Genomic DNA, 18,546 nt, shown 5'->3' on the forward strand with positions numbered 1-18,546 from the left:
CCATGTTCTTCCGTCGCGCCTCCGCCGCCCTCGCGCTCGTCGCCGCACTGAGCGGAGCGTCGATGCTGGGACTGAGCGGCTGCACGCCCGAGTCCGCACCGCCCGCCGAGTCGGAGTCGGTCGCGCCGCCGGAGACGGATGCCGTGGAATTCGCCCCCGCGACCGGGACCGAGGTCGCGACCGACGAGTACACCTTCCGTCTGCCCGAGGGGTGGGGATTCCCCGACGGCGCGCCGGACGGGTTCGATCCGACGACCTTCGCCGCCGACCTCACCGACGGGGACGACTACCCCGACAACGTCAACATCCTCGTCTCGCCCGGTGGTGAGGTGACCTCGGACCAGGTCGAGGAGAGCGGGATCGCCGAGCTCGAGGGCGCCGGAGCGACCGACGCGCGGGCGCTCGATCGGGTGACCGCCGCAGGGTCGGAGTCGGCGCACCTGACCGCGACCGTGTCGACGGGCGAGGTCCCCTACGTCATCGACCAGTACTACCTCGTCGATGCGGGGCAGACCTACATCGTCACGTTCTCGTCGAGTGTCGAGGTGTCGCAGGAGGACCGCGACGCGCTCGCGCTGTCGGTCCTCGTGACCTGGCAGTGGACGTGAGTGCTGCGGCGCAGGGAGCCTGACCGCCTGGGTTATACCGCAGCATCCGAAAGTCGTCAACGATCCGACTGGACACGGCGCGTCGTGCGTCCTATAGTGGGTAGTTGCGCTCCCCTCTACTTGCCCTCATATGGTGGTCGGCTTGTGCCTGCGCCCCCGACGGTCCCCGTCGGCGCGCGCCGCAGGTGTCGGATGCGGGAGTACTCCACCTGACGACAAGGAAAACCAGCCCTCCCGGGCTCACGGAGGTAATTCCCTTGGCTGCTGCGCGCAACGCAACTTCCACCACCACCACCAAGAACGGCCGCGGGGCATCCCGCCTCTCGTTCGCCAAGATCTCCGACACGCTGACGGTCCCCGACCTTCTCGCGCTGCAGACTGAGTCGTTCGACTGGCTCGTCGGCAACGAGGCATGGAAGGCGCGTGTCGCCGAGGCGCAGGCCGCCGGCCGCACCGATGTGCCCGAGATCAGCGGCCTCGAGGAGATCTTCGAGGAGATCTCGCCGATCGAGGACCTGGGCGAGACGATGCAGCTCTCGTTCACGAACCCCTACCTCGAGCCCGAGAAGTACTCCATCGAGGAGTGCAAGGAGCGCGGCAAGACCTACGCCGCCCCGCTCTACGTCGAGGCCGAGTTCATGAACCACCTCACGGGTGAGATCAAGACGCAGACGGTCTTCATGGGCGACTTCCCGCTCCAGACCGCCAAGGGCACGTTCATCATCAACGGCACCGAGCGCGTCGTCGTCTCGCAGCTCGTGCGCTCGCCCGGTGTCTACTTCGACAAGACGCCCGACAAGACCTCCGACAAGGACATCGTCTCGGCGCGCGTCATCCCCAGCCGTGGTGCGTGGCTCGAGTTCGAGATCGACAAGCGCGACCAGGTGGGCGTGCGCATCGACCGCAAGCGCAAGCAGTCCGTCACCGTCTTCCTCAAGGCCCTCGGCCTGTCGAGCGAGGACATCATGCAGGAGTTCGCGGGCTTCAGCTCGATCGAGGAGACCCTCGAGAAGGACACGATCCTCACCAAGGAGGACGCGCTCCGCGACATCTACCGCAAGCTCCGTCCGGGCGAGCAGGTCGCCGCCGAGGCCGCCCGCGCGCTGCTGGACAACTTCTACTTCAACCCGAAGCGCTACGACCTGGCCAAGGTGGGTCGCTACAAGATCAACCAGAAGCTCGGCATCGACAAGCCGCTCAGCGACTCGGTCCTGACCGTCGAGGACATCGTCGCGACGATCAAGTACCTCGTCCGCCTGCACCGTGGCGACGTCAGCTACGACGGCGTCCGCAGCGGCAAGGCCGCCGAGATCCGCCTGGACGTCGATGACATCGACAACTTCGGCAACCGTCGCATCCGTGCCGTCGGCGAGCTCATCCAGAACCAGGTCCGCACCGGTCTGTCCCGCATGGAGCGCGTCGTCCGCGAGCGCATGACCACTCAGGACATCGAGGCGATCACGCCGCAGACCCTGATCAACGTCCGCCCCGTCGTGGCCGCGATCAAGGAGTTCTTCGGAACGTCGCAGCTGTCGCAGTTCATGGACCAGAACAACCCGCTCGCGGGTCTGACCCACAAGCGTCGCCTCTCGGCGCTCGGCCCCGGTGGTCTCTCGCGTGAGCGTGCCGGCGTCGAGGTCCGCGACGTCCACCCCTCGCACTACGGCCGCATGTGCCCGATCGAGACGCCGGAAGGCCCGAACATCGGTCTCATCGGTTCGCTCGCCTCGTTCGCGCGCATCAACGCGTTCGGCTTCATCGAGACGCCGTACCGCCGCGTCGTGGGCAACAAGGTCACCGACCAGATCGACTACCTGACGGCCGCGGAAGAGGCCGACTACGTCGTCGCACAGGCCGGTGTCGAGCTCAACGCCGACGGCACGTTCGTCAACGACCGCATCCTCGCCCGCCGCGGTCAGGGTGGCGAGGTCGACCTGTTCCCGGTCGACGAGATCGGCTACATGGATGTCTCGCCGCGCCAGATGGTGTCGGTCGCGACCTCGCTCATCCCCTTCCTCGAGCACGACGACGCGAACCGCGCCCTCATGGGTGCGAACATGCAGCGTCAGGCCGTCCCGCTGCTGCGCAGCGAGTCGCCGATCGTCGGTACCGGTATGGAGGGCTACGCCGCCATCGACGCGGGTGACGTCATCACCGCCGAGAAGGCCGGTGTCGTCTCCGAGGTCTCGGCCGACGTCGTCACCGTGCAGCTCGACGAGGGTGGCACGCAGGACTACTTCCTGCGTAAGTTCGACCGCTCCAACCAGGGCACCTCGTACAACCAGCGTGTCGTGGTCTCGGCCGGCGACCGCGTCGAGGTCGGCGAGGTCATCGCGGACGGCCCCGCCACCGAGGACGGCGAGCTCGCGCTCGGCAAGAACCTCCTCGTCGCGTTCATGACATGGGAGGGTCACAACTTCGAGGACGCCATCATCCTCAGCCAGGAGCTCGTCAAGAACGACACCCTCTCCTCGATCCACATCGAGGAGTACGAGGTCGACGCGCGCGACACCAAGCTCGGCAAGGAGGAGATCACCCGTGACCTCCCGAACGTCAGCCCCGACCTGCTGAAGGACCTCGACGAGCGCGGCATCATCCGCATCGGTGCCGAGGTGCGCCCCGGCGACATCCTCGTCGGCAAGGTCACGCCCAAGGGTGAGACCGAGCTGTCGGCCGAGGAGCGTCTGCTCCGCGCGATCTTCAACGAGAAGAGCCGCGAAGTCCGTGACACCTCGCTGAAGGTGCCCCACGGCGAGCAGGGCACGATCATCGCCGTCAAGGAGTTCAACGCCGAGGACGGCGACGACGAGCTCGGCTCGGGTGTCAACCGCCGTGTCGTGGTCTACATCGCCCAGAAGCGCAAGATCACCGCGGGTGACAAGCTCGCCGGCCGTCACGGCAACAAGGGTGTCATCGCGAAGATCCTGCCCGTCGAGGACATGCCCTTCCTCGCCGACGGCACCCCGGTCGACGTCGTGCTGAACCCGCTCGGCATCCCCGGTCGAATGAACTTCGGTCAGGTCCTCGAGACCCACCTCGGCTGGGTCGCGAAGCAGGGCTGGAAGGTCGAAGGGTCGCCGGAGTGGGCTGCGAAGCTCCCCGAGCAGGCTCGCGAGGCCGCTCCCGGCACGAAGGTCGCCACCCCGGTGTTCGACGGCGCGTTCGAGGAGGAGATCGCAGGTCTGCTCGACTCCACGAACCTGACCCGTGACGGAGAGCGTCTCATCGACAGCTCCGGCAAGGCGAAGCTGTTCGACGGCCGTTCCGGTGAGCCCTTCCCGGCTCCGATCTCGGTCGGCTACATGTACATCCTGAAGCTGCACCACCTTGTCGACGACAAGATCCACGCACGCTCGACGGGTCCCTACTCGATGATCACCCAGCAGCCGCTCGGCGGTAAGGCCCAGTTCGGTGGCCAGCGCTTCGGTGAGATGGAGGTCTGGGCGCTCGAGGCCTACGGCGCCGCCTACGCGCTGCAGGAGCTGCTGACGATCAAGTCCGACGACATCGTGGGCCGCGTCAAGGTCTACGAAGCCATCGTCAAGGGCGAGAACATCCAGGAGCCCGGCATCCCGGAGTCGTTCAAGGTCCTCATGAAGGAGATGCAGTCCCTCTGCCTGAACGTCGAGGTCCTCTCGGCCGACGGCACCGAGGTCAACCTGCGTGACAGTGACGACGAGGCCTTCCGCGCAGCGGAGGAGCTCGGCATCAACATCTCCACCCGGTTCGAGTCGACGTCGATCGACGAGATCTGACCCGCACCGGCAACGAACAGAATTCCGACACAGGAGAATCAGTGCTCGAGTCACACACCTTCGATCAGCTTCGTATCGGTCTCGCCACCGCCGACGACATCCGTCGTTGGTCCTTCGGCGAGGTCAAGAAGCCTGAGACCATCAACTACCGCACCCTGAAGCCCGAGAAGGACGGCCTCTTCGGAGAGCAGATCTTCGGACCGTCCCGCGACTGGGAGTGCGCTTGCGGCAAGTACAAGCGCGTCCGCTTCAAGGGCATCGTCTGCGAGCGCTGCGGCGTGGAGGTCACCAAGTCCTCCGTCCGCCGTGAGCGCATGGGCCACATCGAGCTCGCCGCCCCCGTCACCCACATCTGGTACTTCAAGGGCGTCCCCTCGCGCCTCGGCTACCTGCTGGACATGGCGCCGAAGGACCTCGAGAAGGTCATCTACTTCGCCGCCTACATGGTGATCTCGGTCGACGAGGACGCACGCCACCGCGACCTTCCGACCCACGAGGCGAACCTCCGTCTCGAGATCAAGAACATCGCCGACCGTCGTGACGCCCGCGTCGCCGACCGCCTGCAGAAGCTGGAAGACGAGCTCGCCGCCCTCGAGGCGGAGGGAGCCAAGGCCGACCAGAAGAAGAAGGCCAAGGACGCCGCCGAGAAGGAGATGGCCACCATCCGCAAGCGCGGCGACGAGCAGGTCGCCAAGCTCGAGCGGATGTGGGACGAGTTCCGCAACCTCGAGGTCGGTCAGCTCAAGCAGGAAGACGACATCTTCCAGGAGCTGCAGGACCGCTTCGGCCAGTACTTCGAGGCCTACATGGGCGCCGAGTCGATCAAGCGTCGTCTCGAGGCGTTCGACCTGGCCGCCGAGGCGGATTCGCTGCACCTGCAGATCTCCGAGGGCAAGGGCCAGCGCAAGATCCGTGCGATCAAGCGCCTCAAGGTCGTCAACTCGTTCCTGTCGACGGGCATGAGCCCGGCGTCGATGGTCCTGGACGTCGTCCCGGTCATCCCGCCGGAGCTGCGCCCGATGGTCCAGCTCGACGGTGGCCGTTTCGCCACCTCCGACCTGAACGACCTGTACCGTCGCGTGATCAACCGCAACAACCGTCTCCGTCGACTGATCGACCTCGGTGCCCCCGAGATCATCGTCAACAACGAGAAGCGGATGCTGCAGGAGGCCGTCGACGCCCTGTTCGACAACGGCCGCCGCGGTCGTCCCGTTACCGGTACCGGCAACCGCGCCCTGAAGTCCCTCAGCGACATGCTGAAGGGTAAGCAGGGTCGCTTCCGCCAGAACCTGCTCGGCAAGCGCGTCGACTACTCGGGCCGTTCGGTCATCATCGTCGGCCCGCAGCTGAAGCTGCACCAGTGCGGTCTGCCCAAGCAGATGGCCCTGGAGCTCTTCAAGCCGTTCGTGATCAAGCGCCTCATCGACCTCGGTCACTCGCAGAACATCAAGGCCGCCAAGCGCGCCGTCGAGCGCACCCGTCCCGAGGTCTGGGACGTGCTCGAGGAGATCATCCGCGAGCGCCCCGTGCTGCTGAACCGTGCGCCCACGCTGCACCGTCTCGGCATCCAGGCGTTCGAGCCGCAGCTCGTCGAGGGCAAGGCCATCCAGCTCCACCCGCTCGTCTGCGCCGCCTTCAACGCGGACTTCGACGGTGACCAGATGGCCGTGCACCTGCCGCTCTCGGTCGAGGCTCAGGCCGAGGCCCGCGTGCTGATGCTCGCCTCGAACAACATCCTCAAGCCGTCGGACGGCCGCCCGGTGACCCTGCCTTCGCAGGACATGATCATCGGTCTGCACCACCTGACGACGATCAAGGAGGGTGCTGCCGGTGAGGGTCGCGTGTTCGGCTCCGTCGGCGAGGCGATCCTGGCTAAGGACGAGGGCACCCTCGACCTGCAGGCCAAGGTCCGCATCCGCGTCCCCGGCCTGACGTTCCTCGAGGGCGAAGCCCCCGAGGGCTACGAGCGCCACGGCCTCGTGGACGCCTCGCTGGGTCAGGCGATCTTCAACGACACGCTCCCCAAGGGCTACCCGTTCGTCCGCGAGCAGGCCGACAAGGGCAAGCTGTCGCAGATCGTCAACAAGCTGGCCGAGGAGTACCCGAAGACCGAGGTCGCGGCATCCCTCGACCGGATCAAGGACGCCGGCTTCTACTGGGCCACCCGTTCGGGTGTGACCGTCGCCCTCAGCGACGTCCTCACGCCGCCGAACAAGAAGGAGATCGTCGCCGCCTACGAGAAGCAGGCCGCGAAGGTCCAGGGTCAGTTCGAGAAGGGTCTCACCACCGACGCCGAGCGTCGTCAGGAGCTCATCAAGATCTGGACCGAGGCGACCGACGAGGTCCAGAAGGCGATGCGGGACAACTTCCCGTCCGACAACACCATCAACCGCATGGTGAGCTCGGGTGCCCGTGGTAACTGGCTGCAGATCCGCAACATCGCGGGTATGCGAGGCCTGGTGAACAACCCCAAGGGTGAGATCATCCCCCGTCCGATCATCTCCTCGTACCGCGAGGGTCTGTCGGTGGCGGAGTACTTCATCGCGACGCACGGTGCCCGTAAGGGTCTGGCCGACACGGCCCTCCGTACGGCCGACTCGGGTTACCTCACGCGTCGTCTCGTGGACGTCTCGCAGGATGTCATCATCCGTGAAGAGGACTGCGGCACGACCAAGGGCCTCGAGTTCACGATCGCCGCTCCCGGCGCCGACGGCACGCTCGTGCGTGACGCCAACGTCGAGAACTCGGTGTTCGCCCGCACCCTCGCCGCCGACGTCGTCGACGCGCAGGGCACCGTCCTGGCCGAGGCCGGCGACGACGTGGGTGACGTTCTCATCGACAAGCTGGTCGCTGGTGGCATCGAGAGCATCAAGGTGCGCTCGGTCCTGACGTGTGACTCGGCCGTCGGTGTGTGCGCCAAGTGCTACGGCCGTTCGCTGGCCAGCGGCAAGCTCGTCGACATCGGTGAGGCCGTCGGCATCATCGCCGCCCAGTCGATCGGTGAGCCCGGTACCCAGCTGACGATGCGTACGTTCCACACCGGTGGTTCGGCATCGGCGGACGACATCACCCAGGGTCTGCCCCGTGTCCAGGAGCTGTTCGAGGCTCGTACCCCCAAGGGTGCGTCCCCGATCGCCGAGGCCGACGGTGTCATCAAGATCGATGAGACCGAGAAGGCCAAGAAGGTCATCCTGACCCCGGACAACGGCGACGAGCCGCACGTCTACCCGGTCCTCAAGCGCGCCACCCTCCTCGTCGAGGACGGCCAGCGTGTCGTGGTCGGTCAGCCGCTGCAGGTCGGAACGCTCGACCCCAAGGAGGTCATGCGCGTGCAGGGTGCCCGCGAGGTGCAGAAGTACCTCGTCGGCGGCGTGCAGGGCGTGTACCGCTCGCAGGGTGTGCCGATCCACGACAAGCACATCGAGGTCATCGTGCGCCAGATGCTGCGCAAGGTCACGGTCGTCGACCACGGCGAGACGGACCTGCTGCCCGGTGAGCTGGTGGACTTCAAGCGCTACCAGCAGATGAACCGCGAGGCCGTCGCGGCGGGCAAGCGTCCCGCCTCGGGTCGCCCCGAGCTGATGGGTATCACGAAGGCGTCGCTCGCGACGGAGTCGTGGCTGTCGGCCGCATCGTTCCAGGAGACCACCCGCGTCCTCACGCAGGCGGCCATGGAGGGCAAGAGCGACCCGCTCGTCGGCCTCAAGGAGAACGTCATCATCGGAAAGCTCATCCCCGCCGGCACCGGCCTTGCGAAGTACCGCAACGTCGTGGTCGAGGCGACGGAGGAGGCCAAGAGCGAGCGGTACCCCAACCGCATCTTCGCCTCGGACGGCGCGTACAGCGACGCCGACCTGAGCTACGTCGACTTCGACAGCTTCTCGACCGACGACTTCACCCCCGGCAGCTATAACTGATCGAGGTGTGATCGTCTGACCGAAGGCCCCCGGGATCCCCCGGGGGCCTTCGGCGTCGTATCCGCGGGGCAGGGAGCCGGAGGCCGCTACCCTGGGACGCATGGCACGGGTGGGAGGGCGCAACGCCGGCTTCGCGTGGTTCGTCGGCGTGGTGAGCGCGGCGATCGTCGTGACGCTGCTGGTCCTCGCCGTGCCGATGTTCCCGGCTGCGTCGCGGTGGATCGCCGCGGCGGCCGGTGTGCCGCAACCCACGGCATCCGCTGCTCCGACTTCGGCACCTCTCGGCTGTCGCGACCTCTACAACGAGGCGGCGTGGGCGGGTCTGCGCTGGACGGAGGGTGCCGAGATGGTCGCCTCGACGGATGCGCCGGTGTCGACGGCCTCGGACCTCGTCGCCGCCCTCGAGCCGCAGGTGATCGTCACCTGCACCTGGACCTCTGGGCGAGGAGAGATCTCCACGACGGTCGCGACGGTGCCTCCGGATGCCGGGGCCATCGCGACGGCTGCGCTCCCGCCGCTCGGATTCGAGTGCGGTCCCGAGGGTGACCGGGTCCGCTGCTCCCGCACCGACGGCGACCTTCTCGAGACGATCGAGGCCGGCGGCGGCCGGTGGGTCTCGACGTCGCAGCAGGCGTGGCACCCGACCCGTTACGCGGACGGCGTCGCCTCCGCCGTCTGGTCCCGCGCAGGCTGAGAGCTCAGCCCCAGATCGACTGGACGATCGCCGCCGTGTAACCCTGGGGCGCGAGGTTCGAGTACTGCGTGTCGATGGCGACGCCGTCGCGCCAGTAGACGGTGCGTCCCACCGGGAGTCCCAATTCGTCCGTGCTGCTCTTCTCGCAGCGCAGCCCCTCGTCCGGCTCGTAGCAGGTGTAGCCGCTCTCGACCCCGAGCAGGTAGAGCGCGTCCCGTGCCTCGCGTTCGGGGGAGTAGCCCACCACGGTGACCAGGCTGGTCCGGCTCGAACCGGGGTCGGCCCAGACGCACACGCGGCTGCTGTCGGGACGGATACCGCCGCCCATGCCCGCAGCGTTGAGCGGGATCCCCTGCAGGGTGTCGAGGATGTCAGGGGTCAGAATGCTGTCGCAGTCCTTCGGCAGCGGAGTGGTCGACCTCGACGGCCCGAACGGGAACTCCGCGATCGAGACCGGGGTGACGGTGGGGGTGGGTGTTCCGGATGCCGCGTCGGTCGGCGCGGGCGGGAGGGTGTCGGGCTCCGGTGCGCATGCAGCCATACCGCACGCGAGGGCGACCCCGGCGACTGCGCCCACGAGCGCGCGGCGGGTCCGGTGCCGTCGGCTCGTCATGCGTCCACGATACGTCGGGTGGCGCACGCGACGTCGAGACACGTCGGGGCGCCTCCCGGACACGCGTGGGCGCCGAGGATACGCTCGCTGGAGCGGTGGCGCACGCCCCGCGTGAGGAGTGACACCGCCATGAGCGACCCCCAGTTCGGCGAGCGGAACGAACAGACGCGCGAGCCTGCCTACGGTGAGCCTGTCGAGGAGCCCACGGCCGGCAGCGAGCCCCGTGACGTCGACCACGTGGTGGGCAGCGCCAACGACAGCCTCGCCGAGGCGGAGGCCGCCTCGCGCACCACCGACGACCGCCCGCGCGGCGACATCGACTTCACCGCGAGCGATCGCGGGTCGGATCTCTCGATCGACTACGGCAAGTACGGCGAGCCCGACGCGCCCGTCACGGCGTCCGCCGCGGGCGGCGAGCCGCTGTATCGCCCGGCCGCGACGGAGTCCGCCCCCGAGTCCTCGGCCACAGCCGACACGGAGGTCGTCGACGCGCCCGCTCACCAGGATGAGACGCCGGAGCCCGCCGCGGCTCCCGCCGCCACGGCTGCAGCTCCCGCCGTTGCCACGGCCGCGTACACGCACACCGACCAGACCCCGACGACCGTCACCTCCAGTGAGCCCGCCGCGGCCGCCGCGCCGACCGCTGTCTACTCCCAGCAGCCGATCTTCGTGCAGGCTCCCGAAGCCCCGCGTCCGCGTGGCAACCGTGGAGCGGCCGGCGCCATCGGTCTCGTCGCCGCCGTCGTCTTCGCCGTCCTCTACCTGGCCGCGACGCTCGGACTGGCCGCCCTCAGCGAGCCGATCGCGGTGGCGGAGCTGGGGCAGCGGACCCTCGACATCCTCACCACGTGGGCGTTCTGGGTGCCGGTCGCCGTGTTCTTCCTCGGCTTCTGGATCCTCGGTGCCTTCATCAACCGCGGTCGCTGGGGTCTGTGGGTGGTCTTCGGACTCCTCGTCGGTGCCGCGGCATACGGTGGACACCTCCTCGGCCAGCTGTTCCAGGCCCCGTTCTGGTCGATCGCCCCCTCGCAGGCCGGGCAGATCGTGAGCGAGCAGCTGCTCGCCCCGCTCGCGGTCATCGCCTTCGTCCTGGGGCGCGAGATCACGGTGTGGTTCGGTGCCTGGGTGGCCCGCCGAGGCCGCCGTGTGACCGAGCTGAACGACGAGGCGCAGCGCGAGTACGAGCGGACCCTCGAGGCCGGCCCTCAGCTGCACCAGTACTGACGGTCCCGCGCGACCGATGTCGCCGTCCGAGGGCGTCGCCCCGCCGATCGCCGCGTTCTTCGCGACGATCGGCTTCGCGGCGCTCGCGATCTGCGGGTTCGGTTTCACGAGCCTGCTGACCGACACCGACGTGCTGGCGGAGCCGGCACTGGGGCAGGGCGCCGGCATCGCGGCCATGCTGCTGTCCGCCGTCGTCTTCGCCGTGACGGTCTACGGTGCGATCCGCCGGGCGCGCTACCTCGGGGCCGTCTGGGTCATGGTCGCGACGGTCGCCGCCTACCTCCTGGGGGTCGTGCTGGGCGGCGTCCTCACCGGCGCCGACCCGGCGCTCGCGGTGGGATCGGCGGGCGATGTCGCGCTCTCCTGGTACGCGTTCGTGCTCGCGGTGACGGCCGCAGCGGCGGCGTGGGCGGGGATCGCGCTCGGTCGCACCCGCGCGAGCCGACCCGAGTGGCCGTGGGAGCGCGAGGACGAGGACGGCTGACGCGGCGGCATCCGGTACCTCCGAAATGCCCCGATCGGCGGGGATCTCCGCGACAATGGAGCCGTGGAGCGCTCGCTCGAGACGCAGGTGAGCCAGGCCGTCGACGCCTGGTTGCGCTGGCTGCCGCGCTGGGAGCCCGCGACGCACCGCGGACGGGTCGCCCCCTGCCGGCGCTGCCTCGGTTCGCCCGTGCTCTCCGCTGCCGGGCTCGGCTCCGACGTCCCGCACGGCGTGCAGCACGGCCTCTCGACACGGATCAAGACGATCGTCGACAATGCCGTCGCCCACTACACGGCGCGCAACCTCCCGATGCTGCAGACGGAGCTCGACCAGCAGGCCGATCGCAATCGCTCGCGGACCTATCGCCCCGCCGAGGGGCTCGAACCCGAGTTCGACGGGCTCCCGATGGACCCCGACCCGGTCCCGGGCGCCCCCTTCCTGTTCACGATCGCCGGGATGGCGGATGAAGCGGATGCCGAGGTGCCCGCTCTTCCGCCCCTCACCGAGGATGCGAAGGCGGCTCTGCGACAGGAGGTGCGTCTTGCGGACGAGTACGCGAGCATGGTCGGCCGCGAGGTGTGCACGATCCTGCTGCGACACCGGCTGCGAATCCAGACCGCGGTCGCACAGTACGTGGAACCGCAGATCGCCGCGCTCCTCGACGAGTTGACCCGATCGCTCGACGCCCCCTTCGACCAGGGTGACGGGCTGCCCGGGGTGTGACGCGTCGTCATCCCACCGGGAGCCGCCGGGCGTGCTCGCTTAGGGTGGGGGGATGATCACGGGTGTCGACAGCGGCGCGGGTGTCGTCCTCGGACTCCTCGCCGTCATCCTCGGTGTCGCGGTCTACGTCTGGGTCGCGCTGGCGCTGTCCGCCGCGTTCCGGAAGATGGGCGAAGAGCCGTGGCGGGCGTGGGTCCCTTTCCTCAACATCGCCATCCTGCTCCGCTGGGGCGGCTTCTCGATGTGGCTCGTCCTCCTCGCGCTGATCCCGGGGCCGGGCACGGTCGCGGTGTGGGTACTCCTCATCCTGACGGTGCACCGGATCAATCCGGGCTTCGGCTACGGCGGGGGGATGACGGTCGTGGGCGCCCTGCTCTTCCCGGTGTGGGCCACGATCGTCGGCTTCGGACCGGCGGACTGGCGCGGCGCTCGGCCCGCGCACCTGCGCATCGACCCGACGGCGCGCCCCGCGTCGCCGCCGTACGCCCCGTTCGGGTCCCTCGCGCCGGACTTCGGGGCGCCGCTCCCGCCACCGCCCCTCCCGGGGGTGGAGCCGACGGCGACGGACGACTCCGCGTCCCGGAACGCACCGGCACCGGCGGCGTCCGTCGCACCGCAGCCGTGGGCGCCGGAGCCCGCTGCGGCCGGGGCCACCGGGGAGCCGGCCGCCACCCCCGTGGCGTCGACGCGCGCCGAGGAGCAGCCCGATCCGACCGCGCCCACGCCGACGCTGCGTTCCACGTCGGGCTGGGGCGCCCCGCGGGACGCAGCCGACCCCTCGTCGCAGGTGCCCTTCCCGCCCCACGCCGCGCCGTACGACGTCAGCCCGCCGATCGCCGCCGCGCCGGGCATCATCTCCTCCGTCCCGGGCCGGGAGGAGGCGCCCGTCACCCGACTGCGCCCACCCGCCGTCGGCGCCGAGCGCGACGAGAAGGACGTCTTCCCCGAGCTGACCGGCGAGGTGTCGGCGGTGCCCGGCTCGCCCGCGGCGGGCGCCCCCGTCTCCGCGACGTCGTCGGTCTCTGCGCAGGAAAGGGAGAACCGCGAGGCGGCGGCAGCGTCATGGGACGAGGATCTCGAGCGCACGGTCGTCGTGCGCCGCGGTCACGCCCGGTGGGAGCTCGTGCTCCCCGACGGCAGCAGCGCGTCGCTCTCGTCGGACGTCGTCATCCTGGGGCGGAACCCGGTCGCCGACCGTGCACGGCCGGGCGCCCAGCTGCTCGCCATCGCCGACCCGACCCGCACCGTGTCGAAGACGCACGCGCGACTCGAGCGGCGGGGCGAGACCTGGCGCATCACCGACCTGGGCTCGACCAACGGCATCCTGCTGCCGAACGCGCTCGGCGCGGACGTCGAGGTCGAGCAGGGGGGCGAGGCGGAGGTCGCCGAGCGATTCCTCCTCGGCGACGCGGCACTCCGATTGCAGCGGACGGAGGCCGGTTCCTGACCGGTCCGGTCGCGCACCTGAGCAGTCGCGGTGAAGTCCGCCCTCGTTTGACCCACCTTCGTCATCCCGCGTATTATTGATCGGGTGTGCGCACACGCGCGCCATGCGACGTGCCCCGGCACGGGACAGGCGAGGCGAGCGCACCAGGGACAGGGCCTGCGAACAGGCCACCCCCACGGCATATCCATCACTCCCGTTCGTCGCGGTCGCGGCGTGCCGATGGATCTGTGGTGAAACCACGAACGCTGTCACCGTGCAGCACCTGTGCGAGGCGAGAGCCGCGCGCAGATCGACAAGGAGAGAACGTGCCAACCATTCAGCAGTTGGTTCGCAAGGGTCGCTCGCCCAAGGTCTCGAAGACCAAGGCGCCCGCCCTGAAGGCGAACCCGCAGCAGGCGGGTGTCTGCACCCGCGTGTACACGACCACGCCCAAGAAGCCGAACTCGGCCATGCGCAAGGTCGCCCGTGTGAAGCTCCGCAACGGGACCGAGGTCACCGCCTACATCCCCGGTGAGGGCCACAACCTGCAGGAGCACTCGCTGGTGCTCGTCCGCGGCGGTCGTGTGAAGGACCTCCCCGGTGTGCGTTACAAGATCGTCCGTGGCGCCCTGGACACCCAGGCCGTCAAGAACCGTAAGCAGGCTCGCAGCCGCTACGGCGCGAAGAAGGGTTGAGTTAGATGCCTCGCAAGGGACCCGCACCCCGCCGCGTCGTCGTCAACGACCCGGTCTACGGTGCTCCGATCGTCACCCAGCTGGTGAACAAGATCCTCGTCGACGGCAAGAAGTCGATCGCCGAGGCCATCGTCTACAACGCCCTCAAGGGCGTCGAGGCGAAGAACGGCCAGGACGCCGTCGCGACGCTCAAGAAGGCGCTCGACAACGTCCGCCCCACCCTCGAGGTCAAGAGCCGCCGCGTCGGTGGCTCGACCTACCAGGTTCCCGTCGAGGTCAAGCCGCACCGCGCGAACACGCTCGCGCTGCGCTGGCTCGTCTCGTACGCGAAGGGTCGCCGTGAGAAGACCATGACCGAGCGCCTCCAGAACGAGATCCTGGATGCCTCGAACGGCCTCGGTGCCGCGGTGAAGCGCCGCGAGGACACCCACAAGATGGCCGAGTCGAACCGCGCCTTCGCGCACTACCGCTGGTAATCAGCACCTCGGCGACCGGCCGGGTCACCCCCGGCCGGTCGCCCCGCGACATCCGTCACTACACGTAAGGACACCCCGTGGCACAAGAAGTGCTCACCGACCTCAACAAGGTCCGCAACATCGGCATCATGGCGCACATCGATGCCGGCAAGACGACGACGACCGAGCGCATCCTCTTCTACACGGGTGTCAACCACAAGCTGGGCGAAACCCACGACGGCGCCTCGACCACCGACTGGATGGAGCAGGAGAAGGAGCGCGGCATCACGATCACGTCCGCCGCCGTGACCTGCTTCTGGAACAAGAACCAGATCAACATCATCGACACCCCCGGGCACGTCGACTTCACGGTCGAGGTGGAGCGCTCGCTCCGCGTGCTCGACGGCGCGGTCGCCGTCTTCGACGGCAAGGAGGGCGTCGAGCCCCAGTCCGAGACCGTGTGGCGTCAGGCGGACAAGTACGACGTCCCCCGCATCTGCTTCGTCAACAAGATGGACAAGCTGGGCGCCGACTTCTACTTCACCGTCGACACCATCGTGAAGCGCCTGGGCGCGAAGCCGCTCGTGCTGCAGCTGCCCATCGGCGCCGAGAACGACTTCGTCGGCGTCATCGACCTCGTCGAGATGCGCGCACTGGTCTGGCCCGGCGACGCCAAGGGTGACGTGACCATGGGCGCCAAGTACGAGGTCCAGGAGATCCCCGCCGACCTCAAGGACCGCGCCGAGGAGTACCGTCAGCAGCTGCTGGAGACCGTCGCCGAGAGCGACGAGGAGCTCCTCGAGAAGTTCTTCGGCGGTGAGGAGCTCACGATCGCCGAGATCAAGGGCGCCATCCGCAAGATGACCGTCGCCGGCGAGCTCTACCCGGTGCTCTGCGGCTCCGCGTTCAAGAACCGCGGTGTCCAGCCCATGCTCGACGCGGTCGTCGACTACCTGCCGTCGCCCCTCGACGTGCCCGCCATCGAGGCGCACGACCCGAAGGACGAGGAGAAGGTCATCGAGCGTCACCCCGACGCCAACGACCCCTTCGCCGCGCTCGCGTTCAAGGTCGCGGTGCACCCGTTCTTCGGTCGCCTCACCTACATCCGCGTCTACTCGGGTCAGCTCGACTCGGGTGCGCAGGTCATCAACTCGACTAAGGGCAAGAAGGAGCGCATCGGGAAGATCTTCCAGATGCACGCCAACAAGGAGAACCCGGTCGACGCGGTCACCGCGGGCAACATCTACGCGGTCATCGGCCTGAAGGACACCACCACCGGTGACACCCTGGCCGACCCGAACGAGCCCGTCGTCCTCGAGTCGATGACCTTCCCCGAGCCCGTCATCGAGGTCGCCATCGAGCCGAAGACGAAGGCCGACCAGGAGAAGCTGGGTGTCGCCATCCAGAAGCTCGCCGAAGAGGACCCGACGTTCCGCACCGAGCTCAACCCCGAGACGGGTCAGACCGTCATCAAGGGCATGGGCGAGCTGCACCTCGACATCCTCGTCGACCGCATGAAGCGCGAGTTCCGCGTCGAGGCGAACGTCGGCAAGCCGCAGGTCGCGTACCGCGAGACGATCAAGAAGACCGTCGAGCGCTACGACTACACGCACAAGAAGCAGACCGGTGGTTCGGGTCAGTTCGCGAAGATCCAGTTCGCGCTCGAGCCCCTCGAGGTCACGGCCGACAAGACGTACGAGTTCGAGAACAAGGTCACCGGTGGCCGCATCCCGCGCGAGTACATCGAGCCGACCAACCAGGGCTTCCAGGACGCCATGCAGGTCGGTGTGCTCGCCGGCTTCCCCATGGTGGGCGTGAAGGCGATCCTCATGGACGGTGCCTCGCACGACGTCGACTCGTCCGAGATGGCGTTCAAGATCGCGGGCTCCATGGGCTTCAAGGAGGCTGTCCGCAAGGCCAGCCCCGTGCTGCTCGAGCCGCTGATGGCCGTCGAGGTCCGTACTCCTGAGGAGTACATGGGCGACGTCATCGGCGACCTGAACTCGCGTCGTGGCCAGATCCAGTCGATGGAGGACGGTGCGGGTATCAAGATCGTCCGCGCCCTCGTCCCCCTGTCGGAGATGTTCGGCTACATCGGTGACCTGCGCTCGAAGACCTCGGGCCGCGCGGTCTACGCGATGGAGTTCGACAGCTACTCCGAGGTCCCCCGCGCGGTGGCCGACGAGATCGTCCAGAAGACCAAGGGCGAGTAACACTCGTTCTTCGGATGCCGGGGGCCCGGCCCTCGGCATCCGCCCAAACTGAATATCGTCACGTCAACTACACTGACAACATCCCCGTAGAAACCCGGTCGCAATCCAGCGCCCGGATGACTACACGACAGTCCTGAGGAGGACCCAGTGGCCAAGGCCAAGTTCGAGCGGACCAAGCCGCACGTCAACATCGGAACGATCGGTCACGTCGACCACGGCAAGACCACGCTCACCGCTGCCATCTCGAAGGTGCTCGCCGACAAGTTCCCGTCGGCCACCAACGTGCAGCGTGACTTCGCGTCGATCGACTCGGCTCCCGAAGAGCGTCAGCGTGGTATCACGATCAACATCTCGCACGTCGAGTACGAGACCCCGAAGCGTCACTACGCACACGTCGACGCCCCGGGTCACGCTGACTACATCAAGAACATGATCACCGGTGCTGCCCAGATGGACGGCGCCATCCTCGTGGTCGCCGCCACCGACGGCCCGATGGCTCAGACGCGTGAGCACGTGCTGCTCGCCAAGCAGGTCGGCGTTCCGTACCTGATGGTCGCGCTGAACAAGTCCGACATGGTTGACGACGAGGAGATCCTGGAGCTCGTCGAGCTCGAGGTCCGCGAGCTGCTGTCGAGCCAGGGCTTCCCCGGCGACGACGCTCCGGTCGTCCGCGTCTCGGGCCTCAAGGCTCTCGAGGGCGACGAGCAGTGGGTCCAGTCGATCCTCGACCTGATGGACGCCGCTGACGAGTCGATCCCCGACCCGGTCCGCGACAAGGACAAGCCCTTCCTCATGCCGATCGAGGACGTCTTCACGATCACCGGTCGTGGCACGGTCGTCACCGGTCGCGCCGAGCGTGGCACCCTCGCCATCAACTCCGAGGTCGAGATCGTCGGCATCCGCCCGACGCAGAAGACCACGGTCACGGGTATCGAGATGTTCCACAAGCAGCTCGACGAGGCCTGGGCCGGCGAGAACTGTGGTCTGCTCCTCCGTGGTCTCAAGCGCGACGACGTCGAGCGTGGCCAGGTCGTCGTGAAGCCGGGTTCGGTTACGCCGCACACCAACTTCGAGGGCACTGCCTACATCCTCTCGAAGGAGGAGGGTGGCCGTCACAACCCCTTCTACACGAACTACCGCCCGCAGTTCTACTTCCGTACCACGGACGTCACCGGCGTCATCACGCTGCCCGAGGGCACCGAGATGGTCATGCCCGGTGACACCACGGACATGACGGTGGAGCTCATCCAGCCCATCGCCATGGAGGACGGCCTCGGCTTCGCGATCCGTGAGGGTGGCCGCACCGTCGGTGCCGGTACCGTCACCAAGATCCTCAAGTAAGTCCTTCGGACTCACCGACAGGGGTCGGGCCTTCGGGCCCGGCCCCTTCGTCGTTCCGCAAGGGGGTGCGGTCGGGGCAGGGCGGTCCTAAACTGACCGCGCCGCGGCCGCCGCGGTCCGAGACGGAAGGAATCCCATGGGAATCGACGACGTGGTCAACAAGGGCAAGCAGTTCCTCGAGCAGCACAAGGAGGAGATCGACCGCAACCTGAAGTCGGACAAGGCCGAGGACGTGAGTGACAAGGTCCTCGACGCCGCCGCCGAGTTCGTGAAGAAGGTCGCCCCGGACTCGGTCGACGCGAAGGTCGACGAGGTCCGCGACAACGTGGATCGGCGCATCGGGAACGAGTGACACCGGCGAGGGTCGGATGCAGGTCGCATCCGGCCCTCTGCTGTGC

14 protein-coding genes are annotated in these 18,546 nt (G+C 68.1%); 13 read left to right on the forward strand and 1 reads right to left on the reverse strand.

Features of this window, described 5'->3' with window-relative positions; translation table 11 throughout:
• Positions 1-2 precede the first annotated feature (2 nt).
• The 4 genes from AB0259_RS12625 (at position 3) to AB0259_RS12640 (ending at position 8,974) form a co-directional block, all read left to right on the forward strand.
• Positions 3-608, forward strand: a complete 606-nt coding sequence (locus AB0259_RS12625) for a hypothetical protein (RefSeq protein WP_251581729.1) — start codon at positions 3-5, stop codon at positions 606-608.
• 257 nt (positions 609-865) lie between these two features.
• Positions 866-4,363, forward strand: a complete 3,498-nt coding sequence (locus AB0259_RS12630; RefSeq protein WP_251581738.1) for a DNA-directed RNA polymerase subunit beta — start codon at positions 866-868, stop codon at positions 4,361-4,363.
• A gap of 41 nt (positions 4,364-4,404) precedes the next feature.
• A complete protein-coding gene (rpoC, locus tag AB0259_RS12635; protein ID WP_251581746.1) occupies positions 4,405-8,280 on the forward strand; it encodes a DNA-directed RNA polymerase subunit beta' in 3,876 nt (1,291 codons plus the stop codon).
• Between the two features lie 100 nt (positions 8,281-8,380).
• On the forward strand, positions 8,381-8,974 hold the full coding sequence (locus AB0259_RS12640) for a hypothetical protein (RefSeq protein ID WP_366222908.1): 594 nt from the start codon (positions 8,381-8,383) through the stop codon (positions 8,972-8,974).
• Positions 8,975-8,978: 4 nt separating this feature from the next.
• Here the strand turns inward: AB0259_RS12640 and AB0259_RS12645 are convergent, their stop codons facing one another.
• A complete protein-coding gene (locus AB0259_RS12645) occupies positions 8,979-9,587 on the reverse strand; it encodes a hypothetical protein (protein WP_366222909.1) in 609 nt (202 codons plus the stop codon).
• A gap of 129 nt (positions 9,588-9,716) precedes the next feature.
• Here AB0259_RS12645 and AB0259_RS12650 point away from each other — a divergent pair, with 129 nt between their 5' ends.
• The 9 genes from AB0259_RS12650 to AB0259_RS12690 all read left to right on the forward strand — a co-directional run bounded on the left by AB0259_RS12650 (position 9,717) and on the right by AB0259_RS12690 (position 18,500).
• On the forward strand, positions 9,717-10,811 hold the full coding sequence (locus AB0259_RS12650) for an ABC transporter (protein WP_366222910.1): 1,095 nt from the start codon (positions 9,717-9,719) through the stop codon (positions 10,809-10,811).
• A 16-nt stretch (positions 10,812-10,827) separates the two neighbouring features.
• Entirely contained in the window at positions 10,828-11,295 is a 468-nt protein-coding gene (locus AB0259_RS12655; RefSeq protein ID WP_366222911.1) for a hypothetical protein, read from the forward strand.
• 63 nt (positions 11,296-11,358) lie between these two features.
• Positions 11,359-12,018, forward strand: coding sequence for a spermidine/putrescine ABC transporter substrate-binding protein (locus AB0259_RS12660; protein ID WP_251581756.1), 660 nt, complete (start codon positions 11,359-11,361; stop codon positions 12,016-12,018).
• A gap of 52 nt (positions 12,019-12,070) precedes the next feature.
• The gene (locus tag AB0259_RS12665) at positions 12,071-13,465 is read left to right on the forward strand and encodes a DUF5684 domain-containing protein (protein WP_366222912.1); all 1,395 of its coding nucleotides are present in this window, start codon (positions 12,071-12,073) and stop codon (positions 13,463-13,465) included.
• 305 nt (positions 13,466-13,770) lie between these two features.
• Positions 13,771-14,139, forward strand: a complete 369-nt coding sequence (gene rpsL, locus AB0259_RS12670; RefSeq protein ID WP_018171438.1) for a 30S ribosomal protein S12 — start codon at positions 13,771-13,773, stop codon at positions 14,137-14,139.
• A gap of 5 nt (positions 14,140-14,144) precedes the next feature.
• Positions 14,145-14,615 carry a 30S ribosomal protein S7 gene (rpsG, locus tag AB0259_RS12675; RefSeq protein WP_018187368.1) on the forward strand — a complete coding sequence of 157 codons (471 nt, stop codon included), beginning with the start codon at positions 14,145-14,147 and terminating at the stop codon, positions 14,613-14,615.
• A 77-nt stretch (positions 14,616-14,692) separates the two neighbouring features.
• A complete protein-coding gene (gene fusA / locus AB0259_RS12680) occupies positions 14,693-16,807 on the forward strand; it encodes an elongation factor G (protein WP_308210394.1) in 2,115 nt (704 codons plus the stop codon).
• Positions 16,808-16,954: 147 nt separating this feature from the next.
• On the forward strand, positions 16,955-18,148 hold the full coding sequence (gene tuf / locus AB0259_RS12685) for an elongation factor Tu (protein WP_251581760.1): 1,194 nt from the start codon (positions 16,955-16,957) through the stop codon (positions 18,146-18,148).
• Positions 18,149-18,284: 136 nt separating this feature from the next.
• Positions 18,285-18,500 carry an Rv0909 family putative TA system antitoxin gene (locus AB0259_RS12690; protein ID WP_248170028.1) on the forward strand — a complete coding sequence of 72 codons (216 nt, stop codon included), beginning with the start codon at positions 18,285-18,287 and terminating at the stop codon, positions 18,498-18,500.
• The last annotated feature ends 46 nt before the right edge of the window (positions 18,501-18,546 follow it).

Source organism: Microbacterium sp. NPDC080005 (assembly GCF_040702445.1).
In the GTDB taxonomy this organism is placed as follows: Bacteria; Actinomycetota; Actinomycetes; order Actinomycetales; family Microbacteriaceae; genus Microbacterium; species Microbacterium oleivorans_D.